Annotated in this window: 19 protein-coding genes and 1 pseudogene; 11 read left to right on the top strand and 9 right to left on the bottom strand. The window is 70.9% G+C overall.

Annotated features, from left to right (window positions below):
* On the top strand, positions 1-532 hold a 532-nt coding region (locus tag E8A49_RS22485), incomplete at its 5' end, for an ATP-binding protein (RefSeq protein WP_293386531.1).
* Here the strand turns inward: E8A49_RS22485 and E8A49_RS22480 are convergent.
* From E8A49_RS22480 to E8A49_RS23240, 4 genes and pseudogenes are all read right to left on the bottom strand, one after another.
* Positions 478-909, bottom strand: a complete 432-nt coding sequence (locus E8A49_RS22480; RefSeq protein WP_293386530.1) for a hypothetical protein — start codon at positions 907-909, stop codon at positions 478-480. The genes E8A49_RS22485 and E8A49_RS22480 overlap by 55 nt on opposite strands.
* A gap of 97 nt (positions 910-1,006) precedes the next feature.
* Positions 1,007-1,384, bottom strand: a complete 378-nt coding sequence (locus tag E8A49_RS22475) for a hypothetical protein (RefSeq protein ID WP_293386529.1) — start codon at positions 1,382-1,384, stop codon at positions 1,007-1,009.
* Positions 1,385-1,599: 215 nt separating this feature from the next.
* Positions 1,600-1,938: a hypothetical protein gene (locus E8A49_RS22470; protein ID WP_293386528.1), complete on the bottom strand. Its 339-nt coding sequence runs from the start codon at positions 1,936-1,938 to the stop codon at positions 1,600-1,602.
* 133 nt (positions 1,939-2,071) lie between these two features.
* A pseudogene (locus tag E8A49_RS23240) lies at positions 2,072-2,266 on the bottom strand (helix-turn-helix transcriptional regulator); the annotation flags it as partial.
* Between the two features lie 103 nt (positions 2,267-2,369).
* Between E8A49_RS23240 and E8A49_RS22465 the strand changes: the two are divergent.
* The 3 genes from E8A49_RS22465 to E8A49_RS22455 are packed head-to-tail and all read left to right on the top strand — an operon-like array spanning position 2,370 to position 5,758.
* A complete protein-coding gene (locus E8A49_RS22465) occupies positions 2,370-2,759 on the top strand; it encodes a helix-turn-helix domain-containing protein (protein ID WP_293386527.1) in 390 nt (129 codons plus the stop codon).
* Positions 2,760-2,795: 36 nt separating this feature from the next.
* Positions 2,796-4,370, top strand: a complete 1,575-nt coding sequence (locus E8A49_RS22460) for a response regulator (protein WP_293386526.1) — start codon at positions 2,796-2,798, stop codon at positions 4,368-4,370.
* A 35-nt stretch (positions 4,371-4,405) separates the two neighbouring features.
* Positions 4,406-5,758, top strand: coding sequence for an MFS transporter (locus E8A49_RS22455; RefSeq protein ID WP_293386525.1), 1,353 nt, complete (start codon positions 4,406-4,408; stop codon positions 5,756-5,758).
* Here E8A49_RS22455 and E8A49_RS22450 read toward each other — a convergent pair.
* From E8A49_RS22450 to E8A49_RS22435, 4 genes are all read right to left on the bottom strand, one after another.
* Positions 5,755-6,594: a serine protease gene (locus E8A49_RS22450; RefSeq protein ID WP_293386524.1), complete on the bottom strand. Its 840-nt coding sequence runs from the start codon at positions 6,592-6,594 to the stop codon at positions 5,755-5,757. The two genes, E8A49_RS22455 and E8A49_RS22450, sit on opposite strands and share 4 nt — an antisense overlap.
* A gap of 31 nt (positions 6,595-6,625) precedes the next feature.
* Positions 6,626-7,054, bottom strand: coding sequence for a DUF350 domain-containing protein (locus tag E8A49_RS22445; RefSeq protein WP_293386523.1), 429 nt, complete (start codon positions 7,052-7,054; stop codon positions 6,626-6,628).
* Positions 7,055-7,121: 67 nt separating this feature from the next.
* Positions 7,122-8,285, bottom strand: a complete 1,164-nt coding sequence (gene rlmN / locus E8A49_RS22440) for a 23S rRNA (adenine(2503)-C(2))-methyltransferase RlmN (RefSeq protein ID WP_293386522.1) — start codon at positions 8,283-8,285, stop codon at positions 7,122-7,124.
* A gap of 99 nt (positions 8,286-8,384) precedes the next feature.
* Entirely contained in the window at positions 8,385-9,047 is a 663-nt protein-coding gene (locus E8A49_RS22435) for a PEPxxWA-CTERM sorting domain-containing protein (protein WP_293386521.1), read from the bottom strand.
* Positions 9,048-9,198: 151 nt separating this feature from the next.
* Here E8A49_RS22435 and E8A49_RS22430 point away from each other — a divergent pair, with 151 nt between their 5' ends.
* From E8A49_RS22430 to E8A49_RS22415, 4 genes are all read left to right on the top strand, one after another.
* On the top strand, positions 9,199-10,200 hold the full coding sequence (locus E8A49_RS22430; protein ID WP_293386520.1) for an NADPH:quinone oxidoreductase family protein: 1,002 nt from the start codon (positions 9,199-9,201) through the stop codon (positions 10,198-10,200).
* Between the two features lie 90 nt (positions 10,201-10,290).
* Positions 10,291-11,514, top strand: coding sequence for a glycosyltransferase family 87 protein (locus tag E8A49_RS22425; RefSeq protein WP_293386519.1), 1,224 nt, complete (start codon positions 10,291-10,293; stop codon positions 11,512-11,514).
* A 50-nt stretch (positions 11,515-11,564) separates the two neighbouring features.
* The gene (locus E8A49_RS22420) at positions 11,565-12,422 is read left to right on the top strand and encodes an SDR family NAD(P)-dependent oxidoreductase (RefSeq protein ID WP_293386518.1); all 858 of its coding nucleotides are present in this window, start codon (positions 11,565-11,567) and stop codon (positions 12,420-12,422) included.
* 143 nt (positions 12,423-12,565) lie between these two features.
* Positions 12,566-13,348: an SDR family NAD(P)-dependent oxidoreductase gene (locus E8A49_RS22415; protein ID WP_293386517.1), complete on the top strand. Its 783-nt coding sequence runs from the start codon at positions 12,566-12,568 to the stop codon at positions 13,346-13,348.
* A gap of 9 nt (positions 13,349-13,357) precedes the next feature.
* Here the strand turns inward: E8A49_RS22415 and E8A49_RS22410 are convergent, their stop codons facing one another.
* Positions 13,358-14,329 (bottom strand): dienelactone hydrolase family protein, encoded by a 972-nt coding sequence (locus E8A49_RS22410; protein WP_293386516.1) that lies wholly within the window; start codon positions 14,327-14,329, stop codon positions 13,358-13,360.
* 65 nt (positions 14,330-14,394) lie between these two features.
* On the opposite strand from E8A49_RS22410, the gene E8A49_RS22405 reads away from it, so the two are divergent.
* The 3 genes from E8A49_RS22405 (at position 14,395) to E8A49_RS22395 (ending at position 21,322) form a co-directional block, all read left to right on the top strand.
* The gene (locus E8A49_RS22405; protein ID WP_293386515.1) at positions 14,395-14,994 is read left to right on the top strand and encodes a TetR/AcrR family transcriptional regulator; all 600 of its coding nucleotides are present in this window, start codon (positions 14,395-14,397) and stop codon (positions 14,992-14,994) included.
* 107 nt (positions 14,995-15,101) lie between these two features.
* Positions 15,102-16,271: an AI-2E family transporter gene (locus E8A49_RS22400; protein WP_293386514.1), complete on the top strand. Its 1,170-nt coding sequence runs from the start codon at positions 15,102-15,104 to the stop codon at positions 16,269-16,271.
* A gap of 206 nt (positions 16,272-16,477) precedes the next feature.
* Positions 16,478-21,322 (top strand): NAD-glutamate dehydrogenase, encoded by a 4,845-nt coding sequence (locus tag E8A49_RS22395; RefSeq protein ID WP_293386513.1) that lies wholly within the window; start codon positions 16,478-16,480, stop codon positions 21,320-21,322.
* The last annotated feature ends 29 nt before the right edge of the window (positions 21,323-21,351 follow it).

The raw sequence follows: 21,351 nt of genomic DNA, 5'->3' as shown, positions 1-21,351 counted from the left end.
TCGCCAAAATGCGACGCAACCATGCCGCTGCGGCCTGGGCGGGCCGGGCCGTGGGGCCTGCGGGCGCGCCCCGCGCTGCCAGAGCGACTACCAAGGCCGCATCTCCGGCCCGCTGATGGACCGCATCGACCTGCAGGTGGAGGTCCCGCCCGTCACCGCCGCCGACCTTGCCCTGCCCGCCCCGGCGGAGGGCACGGCGCAGGCCGCCGCCCGCGTCGCCGCGGCCCGCGGGATCCAGGCCGTGCGCGCGGCCGGCGGCGGCGATGGCGCGGAACCCCTGAACGCGCGGGCGGACGGCGACTGGCTGGAGACGATCGCCGGGCTCGACGCCCCGGCCCGGGCGCTGCTCACCCGCGCCGCCGAGCAGGGCGGTCTGACCGCCCGCGGCTGGACCCGCACCCTAAGGCTCGCCCGCACCATCGCCGATCTGGAAGGCGCCGACGCCGTGCGCCGCGTCCACGTGGCCGAAGCCCTGATCTACCGCCGCGTCGCGCCGGGCTCGGCGATGAGCGGGTCGCTGGTCGCCGGCTGACGGCTGCGCCGCCAATATGTGAAGACGCCCACGCCGAGCGCGAAGAACACCCACTGGCTGAAGATCACCTGGCCCGTGGCGTAGGCCCAGGCCCGAACGCCGGGATCCACTATCCGCGCCACATGGGTGACCACGCAGAGCAGCTGGAAGGCGGCGGCGAACAGCGGCCAGTAGCGCGGGCTGCGCAGGGCGATCGCCGTGAGCAGGAGCAGCAGGCAGGCGTCCGCGGCGAACGCGCCCCATTGGGCGTGGGCCCAGGTGGGGTCCCGCAGGATCAGGGTGGCGATCCAGCTGATCAGAAGGCCGCCGGCCGCAGTCTGCTCCTCCCGGCCGCCCTTCCAGAACGCGCCGCCACAGATGACGACCGTAATCGCCAATCCGACCCAGGCTGGAAGGACATAGTGCAAAAGAAAGGACCCCCGGCGGCTGCCGAGGGTCCAATCTGCCAGACCGCTCGATAGAGCGGAAAGGGAATTAGGCGGCGCGAACCGCGCGGAGGGCCCGGCGGCTAGGTTGCTCCCGCGCCTCGTCGGCGGACATCGAGGGCGGCTTCTGGCCGCTGCCGGGGTCGGTCATCGTCACGGCGCCCAGGCCGATCTGGGTCTGGACGACCGAGAGCTCCTTGTGGGTCTCGACGATGGCGCGCCGGGCGTCGGCAAGCGCCATGATCGCCTGGGTGGCGCGCTCGAGGGCGTCCTGGCCGATCAGGGCCGAGGCTCCGACCTGCTTGCGCAGGGCCGGCATGGCGCCGGTGAGGGCGGCGGTCTTGGAGATGGCCGCGTCGATGGCGGTTTCGGCTTCGAACAGGGCGCCGGCGACTTGTTCGGCGACCATACGGCGTTGCTTGAGCATGAGCTGTCTCCTGCGTCCGTCTGATGACGTGCGCCTATAGGTCTAAGGGAGGTATGGTTTAGGTCCCGTTCAGAGCCGATAAAAAAGCCTGAACCGGGCTCGAAGTCAGATCCGTCCGAGGTCTTCGAGAGCGTGAAGCCCCGCGAGCATCCCGCCGAAAGCCAGAACGGTGATGATCGCGATGCCCACGATGACCGCGAGGCGGGCGGGGATACTCAGATCATTTCGGTCGAGCCAGCGTCGGCCTCGCCCTTGAAGTTCTCGTCGAGCAGCACCCAGGTCATGCAGAGGATCTCCCGCAGGACCATTTCCGAAGGTTTGAACGGCGCCAGTTTGCGCGTCCCCGACACCAGATGCCGGGCCATGTTGGCTTGCGCCGGGGTCGCCGCCAGATCGACAAGCTGTCGCTCCAGCTGCGCCCAGGTGAAGCCCGGAAGGGCTTCCTCCCTCACCGCCGAAGTCGGCCAGCGGGCCTCGAAGTCGTCGATCTCCCGGCGCAGCCGCAAGGCCTTGCCGATCACTGCCCGATTGTCGAAGTTCTGCCAGTCGCCCATCGGCCACCCCCTCTGTTGCCGGCTCATCCGGCCAGAGGTTAACGACCGCGTCTGTCCTGATCGCGTCCTGTCCTGATCCGATCAGGACATGGTTAACGCTCCCGTCGCCGTCCAGCTGCCGCGCGAGGCGGGCGGCGGCGTAGCGGTCCTCCACGCCGAGCTTGCGGCGGGCGCGGTCGCAGTAGGTATCCACGGAGGTCTTCGACATGCCCAGCTCACGGGCGATCTGCTTCGACGACAGATGCTGATCCACCAGACGCAGGCATTCACGCTCCCGCGGCGTGAGCAGGCCAATCGGATCTTCGGTGATGTCATCGCGTGCGCGCATGCTGAGTGGAGTTAACGATGACTTGGGGTCCGCGTCTACTTTAACGCGAGGTCCAGGCTATGATCAGCTACACTGTGACGCACAGAAGGCGTCGGAGGCGGCGATGGACATCCGGGACCCCACGCGAACCACCCAGATGGAGCTGATGATCGGCGCGCGGATGCGCACGCGCCGCCGCCAGCTCGGCCTGTCGCAGAGCGATCTGGCCGAACGGCTCGGGGTCTCCTTCCAGCAGGTGCAGAAGTACGAACGCGGCGCCAACCGGATCGCGGCCTCCACCCTCCTGGCCGCCGCCCAGACCCTGGGTTCGAGCGTCGGCTGGCTGGTGGGCGAGGAGAGCTCGGGCCGCGACGACGACGATGACGTGTTCCGCGCCCTGTCGCGGCCCGGCGCCCTGGAAATCCTGGAGGCGTTCAACGCCATTCCCGACGTGCGCCTGCGCGCCGCCCTGCTGGCGCTGGCGCGGGAAATGGCCGCAAGCGCCGCAGCTTGACCGACCGTTAAGGCGTTCTCCGCTATCGGGTGCGCCATGCGTAACCCGCCCCCGACTCCGGCGCCGAAACCGGCCAAGCGCCCCGTCCGGCCGCTCGCCGAACGCAGGCCGCGGCGCGCGCAGATCAACGCCGAGCAGCTGGCCTCGCTGAGCCATGAATTCCGCACGCCGCTGAACGGGGTGCTGGGCATGTCGCGCCTCCTGGAGAGCACCCGGCTCACCGCCGAGCAGCGCGCCTACGCCGCCGCGATCCGTGACTCGGGCGAACACCTGCTCAATCTGGTCAACGACGTCCTGGATTTCGCCAAGCTGGGCGCCGGCAAGATCGAGCTGCACCACGCCGAGGTGGAAGCCGAGGCCCTGCTGCGCGGGGTCTGCGAGCTGTTGTCTCCCCGGGCGCGTGAAAAAGGCATCGAGATCGCCTGGTCGGCGCCGGCGAACCTGGGGGCGATCCGCGTCGACGACGGGCGGCTGCGGCAGATCCTGCTCAACTTCGCCGGCAACGCCGTCAAGTTCACCGAGGCCGGCGGCGTGCGCCTGGGCGTCGAGCGCGCCGGGCGGGGGCGCCTGCGCTTCACCGTCGACGACACCGGTCCCGGAGTCTCAGCCAACCAGCGCGAACGTATCTTCGAGGCCTTCGCCCAGGCCGACCCGGCCCACGCCCACCTGGGTGGCGCGGGCCTGGGCCTGGCTATCGCGCGCCGGCTGGCGCTGGCCATGGACGGCGAGGTCGGCATGCAGCCGCGCTCGCAAGGCGGCTCGCGCTTCTGGTTCGAGGCCCCCTTCCTGGCCGCCGGACCGGCTACGGCCGCGCCCGGCCTGGCCGGACGCAAGGTCGGCGTGGTCTCGCCCAACCCCGTGGTCCGCGAGGCCGCCGCCCAACAGATCGACGCCTGCGGCGGCGTGGCGGTCACGGCCGAAACCCTTGAGGCGCTCCTCGCGCGCACCCAGTTCGGCGACGTGATCCTGGTGGATCATGCGCTGGCCCCGGGTTCGCGCCTGCTGCGCCGGCCGCCCGAACGCCGCGCCATCATCCTGCTGGCGCCGGAGGACCGCGCCCTGATCGGCCGCTACCGCCGCTCCGGCTTCGCGGGCTATCTGATCAAGCCGCTACGCCGCGCTTCCCTGGCCGAACGGGTGCTGATCGCCGCCGGCGCGGAACAGGGCCTGGCCGCCGGCGTCGAGGACGAACGCATCGCCACCGCCGCGGCGCCCGGCAAGCGGGTGCTGCTGGTGGAGGACAATCCGATCAACGCCCTCCTGGCCCGCGCCCTGCTCACCCGCGAGGGCTGCGAGATCGACCACGCCAGCGGCGGCGAGGAGGCCATCGCGGCGGTGAAGGTCGGCGCCTATGACCTAATCCTGATGGACATGCGCATGCCGGGCCTGAACGGCGTCGAGACGACCCGCGCGCTACGCGCCCTTGGTGTCGAGACGCCCATCGTGGCGCTGACCGCCAACGCTTTCGAGGACGACCGCCACGCCTGTCTGGCGGCCGGCATGAACGACTTCCTGGTCAAGCCGATGTCGCCCGACGCCCTGCGATCGACGCTCACCAGGTGGACCGGCCCTGGCTGGACGGAGACCCTGCGGCGCGCCAAGGTCGGCTGACGCCGGGCGGCCCCGGCGAATCGCCGGAGCCGGGATTGAACACCGACACCACCACCGCCCCGCCGCTCCGGAAGCGCACGGCCATGGACGTGGTGCGCGAGCTGCGGCAGCCCAAGGTCGCGGTGATGCTGGCGCTGGGGTTCGCGTCCGGCCTACCCTTCCTGCTCACCCAGAACACGCTCGGATACTGGCTGCGCGACGAGGGGACGAGCCTCAAACTCATCGGCTTCGCCTCCTGGGCGGGCCTCGCCTATGTGTTCAAGCCGCTGTGGTCGCCCATCGTCGACCGTGTGGATGTGCCCCTGCTGGGACGGCTTGGCCGGCGCCGGGGCTGGATGCTGCTGTCCCAGGCCATCGTCGCCGCAGGCCTGGTCGCCATGGCGGCCGTAGGCCTCACGGCGGGCCTGGCGGCGATCTGCGGTTTCGCGGTGATGGTGGCCTTCGCCTCAGCCACCCAGGATATCGTCATCGACGCCTGGCGCATCGAGGCGGCGGACGGCCCCGATGAGATCGGCCTGCTCTCCTCGGCCTCGCAGCTGGGCTACCGGGTCGCCATCCTGATCGCCGACGCCGCCATCATCGCCGGCGCCGCCCACTTCGGATGGCCGGCGTCCTATATCGCCATGGCGGTGCTGATGGGCGTCGGCGTGACCGCCAGCCTGTTCGCATTCGAGCCCGCCCGCGCCGATGCGGTGATGCACGACAAGGCCCCGCTCTGGACGCCCCGCGGCTTCTTCGACGCGGTGGTCGGCCCCTTCGTGGAGTTCTTCGCCACCCACAAGGCGCTGGGCCTGCTGATGCTGGCGGCCATCGCGGCCTACCGCCTGCCCGACTTCCTGATGGGGCCGATGTACAACCCCTACTACCACGACCTGGGCCTCTCGAAGGACGTCGTCGCGGTGGTGCGCGGCGCCACCGGCTTGCCCGCGGCCTTCATCGGCATCGCCGTATCCGGCCTCTTCGCCGTGCGCTTCGGCCTCTTCCGGACCCTGATCACCGGCTCGCTGCTGCAGGGTCTGGGCACCGCGTCCTTCGCCCTGCTGACGCTCTCGCACGACACGGGTCTGTTCACCGCGGTGATGGCCCTCGACAACTTCGCCCAGGCCTTCGCCGGGGTGGCGCTGGTGGCCTACATGTCGAGCCTCACGGGCCTCGGCTATACGGCGACCCAGTACGCGCTGCTGTCGTCGACCTACGCCTTCCTGGGCAAGTTCCTGAAGGGCTTCTCGGGCCAGGTGGTCGACGGCCTGTCGCACAGCCAGGGCCTGATGGGCGCCTATGTCACCGCCTGGATCGGCACGGGGCTGACGGCCATCGCGCCGATCCTGCTCGTGCTCTTGCTGGCGCGGCTGAACGGCCGCGCCGAGGCCGCGCCGGTTCCAGCCTAGGCCGTCAGGCACACCACCTGGGCGACGCGCAGGTTGCGGCGCAGGTCGTCGGCGATGCGGCCATAGTTGTCGGCGTTGACCGGCTCGCCCGCGGCGCTCGCCGGGGCGTTGGCCAGAAGCCGGCCGGCGGCGGCCAGGGCGCGGGCTGTGGTTTCCGGGGCGGTGGTGTAGATGCGCCCGCGCCGGGGCGCCTCGGCGATCGTCACGCCCACCACCCGGCCCTGGTCGTCAAGCGCCGGGGCGCCGGAGAGCCCGCCCAAGGTGCCCTTCAGCCCGTCGGTGCGGCCGGTCTCGGCCCAGACCAGCACCGGCTCGGTGCGGGCGCCGCGGCCCTGCACCACCAGGTTCTCACGCCCTAGCAGGCGCGAGCTGGCCTCGCCGGGGCGGCCCTGCGGGAAGCCCATGTGGAAGGCCCGTTCGCCGCGGCGCAGGCGCTGACTCAAGGCCAGCGGCAGGGCCGGCGCGCCGCCGTCGGTGGTCAGGATGGCGGTCTCCGCGGCGGGGTCGATCCGCACCTTGGCCGCCACGCCGCGGCCTGGCCCGACCACGATGGCCGCCTGGGCGCAGCCCTCCACCACATGGCGCGCGGTGACCCAGACGCCGGTCTGCGAAATGGAGAAGGCGGTGCCCGCGCCGGGGTCGGTCTTGTCGGCCACCTGCACGGCCACCGCGGGGTCGAAGGGAGAGGCCGCGCCCAACACCGCGCCCTCAGCCTCCGGCGACGGCGGCGGGGCCGGCGGGGCGTCGGCCCGCTCCTGGCGGCCTACCGCGGCGATCAGCAGCGCCACCACCACCACGGCGTAGATCAGCCAGTCGGGCAGCCGGGGGAAATGCATGCGGCGGCGCCTGTTCGCGGGTCCCTCGCCGTCAACCCGAGACGGCGGCGGCGAGGATCAGGGCGGTGGCCACCTTGGCGCCCACCAGCATGGCGGCCGCCGCCATCTCATCATCCTGGATGCGCTTGGGCAGGCCGTGCAGGATCAGGTCCACCAGCCGGAAGATCAAAAGCTGCACCAGGGTGATCGCCACGCCCCAGAGCGCGAGATCGATCAGCCCCGTCGAGGCCTTCAGCGACACCGCCAGCGGAATGGCGAGCCCCACCAGCACGCCGGCCAGCGACACCGCCGCCGAGGTGTTGCCCTCGCGGATCAGGGCAATCTCCTTGTGCGGCGTCAGCATGACGTAGAGCGCCGCCGCCGCGAACAGGATCGCCACCGTCACGCCGGCGTGCAGCAGGGTGACCGGAAAGCCGGTGGCGAACGCCTGGATCTCCGGCGACTGCAGGGGCGTGGTCATGGGCTGGCGTCTCCGCTGGGCGTGCGCCTGGATAGCACGCCGCGCAGGGCCCACAACGGGCGGGCGGTTAGGCCGGATCGGCCGCCGTCGCCCTGCGCCGGGCGCTGGCGCGCAGCTTCTCGCTCTCGCTCTTCAGCTGGCCGCAGGCGGCCAGGATGTCGCGGCCGCGCGGCGTGCGGATCGGCGAGGCGTAGCCGCCGCGGTTCAGGATGGCGGCGAAGGCCTCGATGGTCTTCCAGTCCGAGCACTCGTAGGGGCTGCCCGGCCAGGGATTGAACGGGATCAGGTTGATCTTGGCCGGAATGCCCTTCAGCAGCTGGACCAGGGCCTTGGCCTCGGCAGGGCTGTCGTTGACGCCCTTCAGCATGACGTATTCGAAGGTCACCCGCTTGGCGTTGGCTAGGCCGGGATAGGCGCGGATGCCGGCCATTAGCTCGGCGATCGGATATTTCTTGTTCAGCGGCACGAGTTCTTCGCGCAACGCATCGTTGGTGGCGTGCAGCGAGATGGCCAGCATGGCGCCCGTGCGCTCGCCCAGGGCCTGCAACTCCGGGACCACGCCGGAGGTCGAGACCGTGATCCGCCGGCGCGAGATGGCGATACCTTCATTATCGGCGATGACGTCGATGGCGGCGGCGACGTTGTCGAGATTGTAGAGCGGCTCGCCCATGCCCATGAAGACGATGTTGGAGAGCCGGCGGTCCTCCTTGGGCGAGGGCCATTCGCCGAGGTCGTCGCGCGCCACCTGCACCTGGGCCACGATCTCCGCGGCGGTCAGGTTGCGCACCAGGGCCTGCGTCCCGGTGTGGCAGAAGGTGCAGTTCAGCGTGCAGCCCACCTGCGACGAGACGCAGAGCGCCCCGGCCCGGCCGACGTCGGGGATGTAGACGGTCTCGATTTCGATGCCGGGCGCGGTGCGGATCAGCCACTTCCGCGTGCCGTCCTGGGAGACCTGCCGCTCGACGATCTCCGGCCGCGCCAGAGTGAAGGCCTCGCTCAGGCTGGCGCGCATCTCCTTGGCCACGTCGGTCATGGCCGCGAAATCGGTGACGCCGTAGTGGTGGATCCAGCGCCAGAGCTGGGTCGCCCGCATCCTGGCCTTGTCCGGCCGCACGACCTCGGTGTCGATCAGCGCCTGCGCAAGCTCCGCCCGCGTCAGGCCCGCCAAATTCGGCTTGACGGGAACGGCCGCGGCTGCGGGGCCGCGCGAGAGGTCGAGGGTCACGCCCAAGGCAAGCTATCCTGTTGGAGAGCCGGCAATATAGGCGACGCGTTGCTTTCCGCCAATCGGCGGGCCGCGCGTTTGTTCGAACGCGCGGCCGTCGGCAAATCAGGCGGCGCTGAGCGCGGTCTTCCGGCGGCGCAGGAGCGCGCCCATGCCGCCGAAGCCTGCGATCATCAGGCCCCAGCTCGCCGGTTCCGGCACGCCGTCCACCACGATCCGCACGCCGGGATCGCCAAGGCTCGCCCAGCCGGGCGAGAAGGCGGACTGGATCGTGACCGGCGAACCGACCGGATTGTTCTCGTCGCCCAGAGCGGCGAAGCCGGTGGCGCCGAACTGTCCGGAGCCGAAGATGACCGCATAGCTGCCGGCCGCCAACGTCACCGGCGCCGACAGGGCCACCATCAGATCGCCCGGGTTCGGGGCCGAGAACACCACGTCCGCCAGGCTGATCGACGCAAGGTCGGCCGAGGAGCCCGCCGGAAAGTCCGACAGCGAGGCGACCGGGACAATGGCCCCGAAGATCGTGCCGGGATCGGGATCGAAGGGATTTCCGAACTGGGCTCCGATGGCGGTGACGACCGTGGAGCTCGTCACGCTGAATTCGGCCCCGATCAGGTTGTTGCTGCTGAGGATATAGTCGCCCGAGTCGGCGCCGCTGTTGGTCGCGCTCTGGTAGATCACGCCGGCGTTCGCCGCGCCGGCCGCGGCCGCCGCCAGAATTCCCAAGCCCAGGGCGACTGCGCGCCAATCCTGCCGAACCGAAACCATTGCGACCTCCTGTGACACTGGGCGGAGGGTTAACACCGCGACATGACGGGGCGGCGACGCCGGAGCGAAGCCGCGAACTGCGCTTCAAACATCCGTTCGACTGGGCTAGCGTCCGCGCGACCTCGAAAAGACCAGCCGGGAGAGACCAGGCATGAAGGCGCTGTTGAGCAAGGCCGTGGGCGGCCCGGAGACCCTGGTGCTGGAGGATATCGCCGCGCCCGAGGCCAAGCCCGGGCACGCGGTGATCTCGGTCAAGGCCATCGGGGTCAACTTCCCTGACGTGCTGATCATCGAGGACAAGTATCAGTTCAAGCCGGAGCGGCCCTTCGCACCCGGCGGCGAGCTGTCCGGCGTGGTCAAGGCGGTGGGCGAAGGCGTGACCAACGTCAAACCCGGCGACCGCATCCTGGCCAATACCGGCTGGGGCGCCATGGCGGAGGAGGTGCTGCTGCCCGCCAACCGGCTGTGGAAGATCCCGGACGCCATGCCGCACGACGTGGCGGCGGCCTTCATCCTAACCTACGGCACCTCCTGGCACGCGCTGACCGACCGCGGCCACCTGAAGGCCGGCGAGACCCTCCTGGTGCTGGGCGCGGCCGGCGGCGTCGGCCTCTCGGCGGTGGAGCTGGGCAAGGCCATGGGCGCGCGGGTGATCGCCGCCTGCTCGACGCAGGAGAAGGTCGACCTGGCCATCGCCCATGGGGCCGACAGCGGCGTGGTCTACGGCCGCGGCCCCTTCGACAAGGAGGGCCAGAAGGCGCTGGGCCAGCTGTTCAAGGACGCCTGCGGGCCAAACGGCGCCGACGTGATCTATGACGCCGTGGGCGGCGACTACGCCGAGCCGGCTCTGCGCTCCATCGCCTGGGAAGGCCGCTACCTGGTGATCGGCTTCGCGGCCGGGGAGATCCCGCGCATCCCGCTGAACCTCGCGCTGCTGAAGGGCTGCGACATCGTCGGCGTCTTCTGGGGCAGCTGGACGGCCAAGAACCCGGCCGCCTTCGCCAAGAGCATCGAGGATCTCCTGGACCTCTACGCCCAGGGCAAGATCAAGCCGCACGTTTCCGAGCGCTTCCCGCTGGAGAAGGGCGCCGACGCCATCGCCCACCTGGGCAGCCGCCAGGCCATGGGCAAGGTGGTGATCACCGTCGATTGACGGGTCCCTCGCGCAAACCGGGGCCGCCTTAACCTTCGCGCAGGAGGCCGCCGGCTAGGCTGGCCGCCTGAGCTGCAAGGCGGAGAGAGCATGACCCGGCCCGGAAACCTGTCCGGTGCGTTCGCGCGGCCGCCGGCCATCGTCGCCGCGCCGGCCATCCTGTTCGCGGCCTATGGCTGGGTGGTCTTCGCCACGACCTTCTGGGCGCCGGGCTCCGTCGGCATCGACTACAACGCCCCGGGCAGCGACTGGATGGTGCTGTGGGGCGCGGCGCATGAGGCCCTGCACGGCCACCTGCCGCTGATCTTCGACGGCGACCGCTTCACCGCCTGGCTGAACCAGAGCCTGAAGGGCTGGCTGACGGCGCCCGTGCCGTTCCGGCCTTGGGTCTATCCACCGAGCTTCCTGGTGCTGCTGGCGCCCTTCGAGCCCCTGGGCTTTCTGGGATCCTACGCCGCCTTCCAGGCGCTGAGCGCGGGCCTGCTGGTCGCCGCCATCCTCTATCGGTCCGAGCAGCCGCGCTACGCGCCCTGGCTGGCCGCGGCGGCGCTGCTCTGCCCGGCGGCCTCGGTGAACGCGGTCGATGGCCAGTGCGCGTTCCTGGTGGCGGCCCTGCTGATCGGCGGCTTCCGGCTGGCCAAGACACGGCCCCTGCTGGCCGGCGCGGTCCTGGGCCTGCTCACCTTCAAGCCGCAATTCTGGCTGCTGGTCCCCGTGGCGCTGGCGGCGGCCGGACAGTGGCGGGCGCTGGCGGCGGCCGTCGGCTCGGGCGGCGCCCTGGCGCTGGCCAGCGCCGCCATCTTCGGTATCGACGCCTGGGTCTGGTGGGTGCGCGAGACCCTGGAGAGCTTCTCGGGCGCCGACCCCAAGTGGGTGCAGTTCGGCCGCATCTGGGGCCACAGCGTCTATGCCTGCGCCGTGCTGCTGGGCGCGCCGGCGAAGCTGGCCTCGCTGGTCCAGACCGGCGCCATCGCCGCCGGGGCGGCGGCGGTCTTCGCGGCCTTCCGGAGCCGGCTGTCCGGGGACCTCAAGCTCGCCGCCCTGCTGGCCGCGACCCTGCTGGCCGCGCCGCACTCCGGCAGCTACGACATGGTGCTGATGGTGATCGCCACCGGCCTGTGGCTGACCGCCGACGGCGAGCCGCGGCCGCTTTGGCGCTGGATCCTGGCGCTCGCCGTCTGGCAGGCCGCCTGGCCGCCGGTGATCTCGCCGCCGGCGCGCCTGCTGCCGTTGCTGATGGCGGCCTTCATCCTCCTCATCCTGCGGCGGGCCTATCTTCCCGCCCGTCTCGACGCGGCGGCGCTGCCAGCGTAGCACTCGGCAAAGCCCTCAAGGGCGGCGGCGACACGGGAGAGGAAACCAGCATGGCGGGACGTCTGGACGGCAAGGTGGCGGTGATCACCGGCGGCGTCTCCGGCATCGGCCTGGGCGCGGTCGAGCTGTTCGTGGCCGAGGGCGCGCGTGTCATCGCCGCCGACATCCAGGACGAGAAGGGCCGCATGCTGGAGCAGCGCTTCAAGGGCGCGGTCCGCTTCGCCCGCTGCGACGTGACGCTGGAGGCCGACATCGCCGCGGCCGTCGGCCTGGCCCAGACCGAATATGGCGGCCTGGACGTGCTGTTCAACAACGCCGGCATCTCCGACGGCATGCGCTCGATCCCGGAGATCCAGTCCGAGACCTGGAGTTGGATCTTCGACGTCCTGGTCCGCGGACCGGCGCTTGGTATGAAGTACGCCGCGCCCCTGATGCTGGAGCGCGGGGCCGGCTCGATCATCAACACCGCCTCCATCGCCGGCCTGCAGGCCGGCTGGGGACCCATCGCCTATTCCTCGGCCAAGGCCGCGGTGATCCACATGAGCCGCTGCGCCGCGGCCCAGCTGTCGCGGCAGAAGATCCGGGTCAACGCCATCTGCCCGGGCCTGATCGCCACCTCGATCTTCGGCGCCTCGCTGGGCCTGCCGCGCGAGGTGGCCGACCAGATGGCCGCCCGCATCGCCGAGCACAGCGCCAACGTCCAGCCGATACCCAAGGGCGGCGTTCCGGAGGACATCGCCCGCGCCGCCCTCTACCTGGCCAGCGACGACTCCGCCTTCGTCACCGGGACCCACATCGTGGTTGACGGCGGCATCACGGTCGGCAGCCGCCACAGCTGGGACCAGAGCGGCCCCTCGCCCTTCGCTGAGCTGTTCCCGGAGTTCGCGCAGGCGGCCGCGGAAAGCTGAGGCGCGGTCCGTTCCGGCTCAGGACCGGGGTCAGCGCTGAGCGCCCAGGTTTCCCTTTACGTAAGGTGATGCTTTTTCGCGCCCGCGCTTGGGGCTAAAGGCTCCGGCCAACGGAACACCAGAACCCCGGGAGCGATACGCCCATGAAACTCGATTCCTCCGTCGCCGCCGTCGTCACCGGCGGGGCCTCCGGCCTCGGTGAGGCCACCGTCCGCGCTCTGGCCGCTCAGGGCGTCAAGGTCGCCATCTTCGACATGAACGAGCAGAAGGGCGAGGCCGTCGCCTCCGAGGTCGGCGGCGTCTTCTGCAAGTGCAACGTCACGTCCGAGGAAGACGTCGACGCCGCCTTCGCCAAGGCCCGCGCCGCCCACGGCCAGGAGCGCATCCTGGTCAACTGCGCCGGCACCGGCAACGCCATCAAGACCGCCAGCCGCGACAAGCAGACCGGCGAGACCAAGCACTTCCCGCTCGATAGCTTCAACACCATCATCCAGATCAATCTGGTTGGCACCTTCCGCTGCATCGCCAAGTCGGCGAAGGGCATGCTGGACCTGGAGCCGCTGGAGGACGGCGAGCGCGGGGCCATCGTCAACACCGCCTCGGTGGCGGCCGAGGACGGCCAGATGGGCCAGGCGGCCTACTCGGCGTCGAAGGGCGGCATCGTCGGCATGACCCTGCCGATCGCCCGCGACCTGGCCGGCGACGGCATCCGGGTGAACACCATCCTGCCGGGCATCTTCAACACGCCCCTGATGCAGTTCGCCCCGCCGCAGGTGAAGGACGCGCTGGCCGCCTCGGTGCCGTTCCCGAAGCGCCTGGGCAACGCGCCGGAGTACGCCCAGCTGGCCCTGACCATGATCACCAACGGCTACTTCAACGGCGAGGACGTCCGTCTCGACGGGGCCATCCGGATGGCCCCGCGCTAGGAAATCCTATCAGCGCAGGGTCTTCTGGAAGAAGCCGACCACGGCGGCGTTGAAGGTCCTGTGGAAGGCCACACGGTCGATGGTCGCCGGGCAGATCGACGGCGCGACCTTGGCCAGCGTGTCGCTGCACGGGGCCATGAAGTCGAAATGCTCGGCGGCGGGGACCACGTGGTACTCCGCCTTCGGCAGGAGGCTGTGGACCGCCTCGGCGTAGTAGGGCTGCGGCAGGACGGTGTCCCACTCCGCCCGCCAGAGCTGCACCGGGATCGTCACCTTCGCCAAGCCGGCGGGCGCGAAGGCGAAGCCCAGGGCGGGCGCGGCCACCACCGCGGCCTTGATGCGCGGATCGTGCGCCACGGGCGCGGGCGCGGGCGGGGCCGCCGCCGCGCCGCCCAGCTGGCGCTGCAGCTGGCAGTCGTAGAAGTGCGGATGCTCGGCGCAGTGCCGCGCGAGCCGCGTCAGATCGGGCTCGCCGCCGATCGCCCCCAGCACCGTGAAGCCGCCGGACGAGAAGCCGAAGGCGCCCACCTTGCCGGCGTCGATCGCGTCATGGCCGCGCCAGTCGCGGGTCATGTAGTCGATCACCCGCGACAGCTCGGCCGGGCGCTCGGTGATCCGCATCGAGCGGCTGCGGTCGCCCTGGGTGTCGCCGGTGTGGGTGGGCGCGGCGACGACGAAGCCCGCCGCCGCCAGCGCGCGGGCGGTGTCGTAGTGGTCGGCGTTCGACCCGCCCGTGCCGTGCGAGATCACGATCAGCGGATGGCCGCGCCCCGCCGGCGCCGCGCCCGGGGCCACCGACTGGACGTAGAGGCTGAGCGGCGTCGGCCGCTCCGGCGCGTCGGTCGGGTACCAGATGGTCACCGCCAGGGGCTTGTCGCCCGGAACGGGTGCGCTGGCGGTCTCGAAGCCGACGCTTCCCGCGTGGGCCAACCCAGCCCAGCCGATCACCGCCAGTCCCGCGAGCCAGATGTGGAGTTTCATCGCCGCCTCCTTTTGTAAGCATCGCTTACATTGCGACTCAATGTTAGCTGTGTCAACATCGGCGGATGGCGACCTCGCGCGGCTATCATCATGGAGACCTGCGGGCGGCCCTGATCGGCGCGGCCCTCGCGGCCGCGGAGGCGGGCGGCCCGGAGGCGGTGTCCCTGCGCGACCTGGCCCAGTCGCTGGGCGTCTCGACCGCCGCGCCCTACCGGCATTTCCCCGACCGCCGCGCCCTGCTGGCCGAGGTGGCGGCGCTGGGCTTCCGGGAGCTGGAGCAGGCCTATGCGCGCGCCCAGGCCGACGCGCCTGACGCGCGCGCGGCGCTGCGCGAGACCGCCCGGGCCTACCTGACCCTGGCCTTCGGACGCCCCGGCCTCTTCCGGATGATGTTCGCCGGCGACCTGGTGGACGCTGCCGACGCCCCGGCCAGCCTGCTCAGCGCGGCGCGCGAGGCCTGGGAAGGGCTCTACCGCGCCGTGGCCGCCGCCGATCCAGGCGCCGACCTCGCCGAGGTCAAACGCCGAGCCATCACTGGCTGGTCGACCCTGCACGGCTTCATCGTCCTGGTGCAGGGCGGACGGCTGAAGGGTTTCATGACCGAGCCCCTGACCGAGGCCGAGCTGCTGGAGGCCGTCCTCGAGAAGACCCTCACCGCGAATTGAGAGAAATCCTCCCCTTCGGCGACGAAGCGGGGTAGGGATCGCTCGATTTGACGGCGGCGCGCGCGACGCGGACACTCGCGCCCGGATCGCCCGAGCGAAAGCCCTCGATGCCTGCCGCCCAGCCCCCGATCGGGGAGTCCGCCGTCGCCCGCAACGCCCAGGTCATCCTGGCGGTGATCGCCAGCGGGGCGACGCTCTATTGGCTGTCGCCGATCCTGACGCCGCTGGCGCTGGCCATGTTCCTGGCGGTGATGGTCGACGGCTTCGCCCGCGTCCTGCAACACCGCCTGCCGCAGATGCCGCACCGGGCGGCGCTGCCGCTGGCGCTGGCGCTGTCGATCCTGCTGTTCGGCGGCACCGCGGCCTTCGTGGCCATGAACGCCACCGGCTTCGTCGGACAGCTGATGGGCTACGGCCCCAAGCTCGACGGGATCGTCGCCCAGCTGGCCGGCCTGGCGGGCATACGCAACCCGCCCACAGTGGTGCAGATCATCCGCGGCCTGGATGCATCGAAGTATCTGGGCCTGGTGGCCAACGCGGTGCGGGACTTCGCCTCCACCTCGCTGTTCGTGCTGATCTACCTGGGCCTGATCCTGGCCTCGCGGCGGGGCTGGGACCGCAAGGCCGTCGGCCTCTTCCAGGTCCGCGAGGAACGGCAGGAGGCGGTGGTGGCCTTCCTGCGCATCCGCGACGGTGTGGAGCGCTATCTGTTCGTCCAGACGGTCACCGGGCTGATGGTGGCCGGACTCTCCTGGATCGCCATGGCGGCGGTGGGCCTGAACGACGCCCTGCTCTGGGCGCTGCTGATCTTCCTGGCGGTCTACATCCCCGTGGCCGGCGGCATCTTCGCCGGCGTCGCCCCGCCGCTGTTCGCCCTGGTGCAGTTCGACGGCTACGGCCGCGCCATCATCCTGCTCATCGCCCTGCAGGCGGTGGGCGTGATCATCGGCAACGTCGTCTATCCGCGCATGCAGGGCCGCAGCCTGAACATCGACCCGGTGGTGGTGCTGGTCTCGCTGGCCTTCTGGAGCGCGATCTGGGGGGTGACCGGCGCCTTCCTATCGACGCCGCTCACCGTCATGGCCATGGTGATCCTGGCGCAGTTCGACGGCAGCCGCTGGATCGCCGTGATCCTGTCGGCCGACGGCGACCCGCAGCAATTGAAGAACAAGATGCCCAACGAACCGCCCGACGAAGCCCATCCGGCGCCCGCCAAAGGGCCGCTGGCCAAGGCCTCGACCGCGCTGCGCCGCCGGGCCGCCGCCAAGCACCACTGATCCGCCAGACCCAAGGGGGACTTCAAATTGGAAAACCTGTTCCTATCTAGGGTTAGCCCCGGGCTGAAACGGTCCGGCGGCTGTGTCCGCACCCCCCCCAAACAGCGGACCCAGCGAGCAGCGAGCGCTTCGCCGCCCCCCCACGGCGAAGCCAAACGGCGCCGGATACTCTCCTCCGGCGCCGTCCTCGCATCTGGAGCTGCGCTATGAGCCGCGCGCCCGCCGTCAGCCCCCTGCCGAAGGCCATCCTCACCGCCCTGAAGGGCGACCCCGCGCTGAAGGAGGCCAAGGGCTTCGCCGCCCAGGCCGCCGCCGACGCCGCGCCGGACGAGCTGCCCGAGCTCACCAGCGCCGACCTCGCCGCCAACCTCGCCGACTTCTGGCGGTTCGGCGAGCGCCGCCGGGGCCGCGGCCCCACGATCCGCATCGTCCCGGTGATCGGCGGCAAGGCCCCAAGCCTCGACCGGCTGGAGATCGTGCAGGACGATGCGCCGTTCCTGGTCGATTCGATCATGGGCGAGATCGCCGAGCAGGGCCTGTCCGTCCGCGCCCTCTTCCACCCGATCGTCGAGGTGCAGCGCGACCGTACGGGCCTGCGCGGCGACAGCGGGACGGCGCGACGCGAGTCGATGATCCAGGTGATCCTCGACCCGATCGGCGCCGACCGCGAGCAGGCGCTGCTGGACGGGATCGCCGAGACCCTGAAGGACGTGCGCGCCGCGGTGGACGATTTCCCCGCCATGCTCGAGCTGATGGGCAAGACCCTGGCCGAGCTGCAACTGCACGCCAAACGCGCCTCCAGCGAGGACGTCGCCTTCCTGAGCTGGCTACAGGCCGAGGAGTTCGTCTTCCTGGGCGCCCGCGTCTACGAATACCCGCGGCTGAAGAACGGCGACTACGCGGCGGAGGAGCCGCTCTACCAGGCGACCGACGGCCTGGGCGTGCTGCGCGACCCCAACCGCACCGTCCTGCGCCGGACCAACGAGCCGGCGATCCTGCTGGGCAAGGTCAAGGACCGGCTGCTCACCGACCCGGCGCTCACTGTAGCCAAGTCCAATGTGCGCAGCCGCGTCCACCGCCGCGGCTACATGGACTACGTCGGCGTCAAACGTTACGGCGCCGACGACCGGCCGATCGGCGAGGTCCGCTTCGTGGGCCTGTTCACCGCCGGGGCTTACGACCAGCCGGCCAGCGCCGTGCCGCTGATCCGCGAGAAGGCCGCCAACGTCCTGGCCCGCGCCGACATGGTCCCCGGCAGCCACAACGAAAAGCGCCTGAAGACCATCGTCGAGAACCACCCGCGCGACGAACTCTTCCAGATGACCGAGGACGAGCTGCTCGAGATGTCGCTCGGCATCCTGCACCTCTACGACCGGCCGCGGGTGCGGCTGTTCGAGCGGCGCGACCCCTTCGACCGCTTCGCCTCCCTGCTGCTGTTCCTGCCGCGCGACCAGTACGATTCCGAGCTGGCGGCGCGGGCCGGACGCATCCTCGCCAGCGCCTACCGCGGGCGGGTCTCGGCTTCCTACCCCAGCTTCTCCGACGCCCCGCTGGCGCGGGTGCACTACATCATCGGCTTCTCGCCCGGCGAGCACGACCAGCCGGACCTGCGCGAGCTGGAGGCGGTCATCGCCGAGGCGGCGCGCAGCTGGGAGGACCGCTTCGAGGCCGTGGTGCGCGCCGCCGGCCAGCCGCCGGCCCAGGTGGCCGAGACGCTGGGCCGCTACCGCGACGCCTTCCCCGCCGGCTACCGCGACCGCTTCTCGCCGGCCGAAGCCCTGGCGGACCTGGCGATGATCGACGCCATGGCCGAGGGCCAGGAGATCGCGGTGCGCGCCTATCGCCTGCCCGGCGATAGCAGCCTGCAGTTCCGCTTCAAGCTCTACCGGTATGGCGCGCCCGCGCCGCTGGCCGACGTCCTGCCGATCCTCGACAACATGGGGCTGAAGGCCCTGGCCGAAGCCGGCTTCCCGGTCTGCCGGCCGCGCCACCCCGCCGTCTGGGTGCATGATTTCGAGATCGAGGACCCGGCCGGCGGCCACCTGGTGTTCGCCGACCTGAAGCAGGCCTTCGAGGACGCCGTGGTCGCCGTCTGGACCGGCCGCACGGAGAACGACGGCTTCAACCGCCTGGTGCTGGAGCTGTCCATCCCCTGGCGCGCCGCGGCCCTGATCCGCACGCTGGCCCGCCATCGCCAGCAGGCCGGCCTCGACCCCAGCCAGCGGGTGCAGGAGGAGGCGCTGGCCGCCCATCCGGCGGTCACGCGCCTGATCCTCGACCTGTTCCGCGCCAAGTTCGACCCGTCCGCCGAGATCAGCCTGGAGAACCGCCGCCTGCGGGGCGACGCCATCATGGCCGAGATCGTCGAGGCGCTGCAGGCGGTGGAAAGCCTGGACGAGGACCGCGTCCTGCGCCGCCTGGCGCTGCTGGTCGGCGCAACCCAGCGGACCAACTTCTACCAGACCGACGAGATGGGCCATCCCAAGCCCTACATCTCGTTCAAGGTGGCCTCAGGCGAGCTGGCCGATCTGCCGGCGCCCAAGCCCTACCGCGAGATCTTCGTCTGGGGCGTCAATGTCGAGGGCGTCCACCTGCGCTTCGGCCCCGTCGCCCGCGGCGGCCTGCGCTGGAGCGACCGGCGCGACGACTTCCGCACCGAGGTGCTGGGGCTGGTGAAGGCGCAGCAGGTGAAGAACGCGGTGATCGTGCCGGTGGGCTCCAAGGGCGGCTTCTATCCGAAGCAGCTGCCCAAGGGCGGCTCGCCCGACGCGGTGCGCGCCGAAGGCGTCTCCGCCTATAAGACCTTCCTCTACGGCCTCCTGGACATCACCGACAACCTGGGCCCCGACGGCAAGGTGATCCGGCCCAAGGACGTCATCGCCTTCGACGGCGACGACCCCTATCTGGTGGTGGCCGCCGACAAGGGTACGGCCACCTTCTCCGACATCGCTAACGGCGTGGCCGAGGCCTACGGCTTCTGGCTGGGCGACGCCTTCGCCTCCGGCGGCTCGGCCGGCTACGACCACAAGGTGATGGGCATCACCGCCCGCGGCGCCTGGGAGGCGGTGAAGCGCCACTTCCGCGAACTGGGCAAGGACATCCAGGCCGAGCCCTTCACCGTCGTCGGCTGCGGGGACATGTCCGGCGACGTGTTCGGCAACGGCATGCTGCTCTCCAAGCAGACCCGGCTGCTGGCGGCCTTCGACCACCGTGACATCTTCCTCGACCCCGATCCGGACCCGGCCAAGTCCTGGACCGAGCGCTCTCGCATGTTTGGACTGCCGCGCTCGTCCTGGCAGGATTACGACAAGAAGCTGATCTCCAGGGGCGGCGGGATCTTCTCGCGCAGCCTGAAGTCGATCCCGCTGTCGCCGCAGGTCAAGGCGATGCTGGAGGTCAAGGCCGACGCGCTCGCCCCCACCGAGCTGATCACCGCCATCCTGAAGAGCCAGGCGGAGCTGCTCTACCTGGGCGGCATCGGCACCTATGTGAAGGCCGAGCGCGAGGCCAACGCCGACGTGGGCGACAAGGCCAACGACGCGGTGCGGATCAACGGCAGGGAGCTGCGGGTCAAGGTGGTCGGCGAGGGCGCGAACCTCGGCCTCACCCAGGCCGGGCGCATCGAATATGCGCTCGCCGGCGGGCGGATCGACACCGACGCCATCGACAATTCCGCCGGCGTCGACACCTCCGACCACGAGGTGAACATCAAGATCCTCACCGGCATGCTGGAGCGCACCGGCGAGCTGACCCGCAAGCGCCGCGACACCCTCTTGCAATCGATGACCGACGACGTGGCCGAGCACGTGCTGACGCACAACTACGACCAGACGCTCGCGCTATCGCTGATGCAGATGGATGCCGCCGGCGAGATGGGCCCCTATGGCCAGTTCATGACCGAGCTGGTCACCGCCGGGCGACTCGACCTCGCCGTCGAGGGCCTGCCGGACGCCGCCGGCCTGGCCGAGCGCGCGCAGGGCGGCAAGGCGCTGACCCGGCCGGAACTGGCGGTGCTGCTGGCCTACGGCAAGCTGGAGCTGAAGCGGGAGATCGTGGCCAGCGACGCCCCGGACGACCCCTTCTTCGAGCGGCTGCTGGAGGACTATTTCCCCAAGCCCATGCACAAGTGGGCCGAGCCGATGCGCCGCCACCGCCTGCGGCGCGACATCATCGCCACCGTGGTCGCCAACGACATCATCAACCGCTGCGGCCCGAGCTTCCCGGCGCGGCTGATGCCGGCGGCCGGCGCCAACGCGCGCGCCTTCACCGCCGGCTACGAGGCGGCCAAGGCGGTGCTGGAGATCCCGGCCCTGTGGGACTCGGTCGCGGCCCTCGACGGCAAGATCCCGGCCTCGGGCCAGATGGCGCTGTTTCGGCGGCTGAGCGCGGCCCTGCGCGGGGCGACCTTCTGGCTGACCCGCCGCGCGGCGCGCGACAAGCTCGACGTCGACGCCCTGGTGAAGGCCTACCGTCCGAGCTTCCAGAGCCTTCTGAAGCTGATGCCCGGCATCCTGTCGCCGATCGAGCAGGCGCAGGTGGAGGCGCGGTTGCGCCAGCTGACCGAGGCCGGCGCGCCCGCCGACAAGGCCCGCGCCGTGGCCGTGCTGCAGCCGATGACCATCGCCGGCGACCTGGTCGACCTGGCGGAGGCCTCGAGCTGGCCGTTGGCCAATGTGGCGCGGCTCTACCACGCGGTCGGCGAGGCTTTCGGTTTCGACCGGGTGCGCCAGGTGGCCGGGGCCTTCTCGGTGGGCGACACCTTCGAGCGGATGGCGCTGCGCCGGCTGATCGAGGACCTGCTCAGCCAGCAGACCGACCTCACGCGGACCATCATGGCGTTCGCAGGCGGCGCCCAGGCTGGCGAGGACGCCAACCATGCGCGCGATGCGGCGGCGGCCTGGACGGCGCTGCGGCCCGAGAAGGCCCATGTCGCCCGCCGGACCATCGACGAGATCGAGGCCTCCGGCGGCGCCTGGACCTTCGCCAAGCTGACCATCGCCAATGCGGCCCTGCGTGAGTTGGCCGCGGAGGGTGCGAAAAAGCGCCGCTAACGGTTGCATTTCGCTCGCGCCTGGCGAGT

It is taken from the genome of Phenylobacterium sp. (assembly GCF_004799515.1).
Lineage (GTDB): Bacteria > Pseudomonadota > Alphaproteobacteria > Caulobacterales > Caulobacteraceae > Phenylobacterium.
Note: the sequence above shows the minus strand (reverse complement) of the source record. Positions and strands in the feature narration are given on the sequence as shown.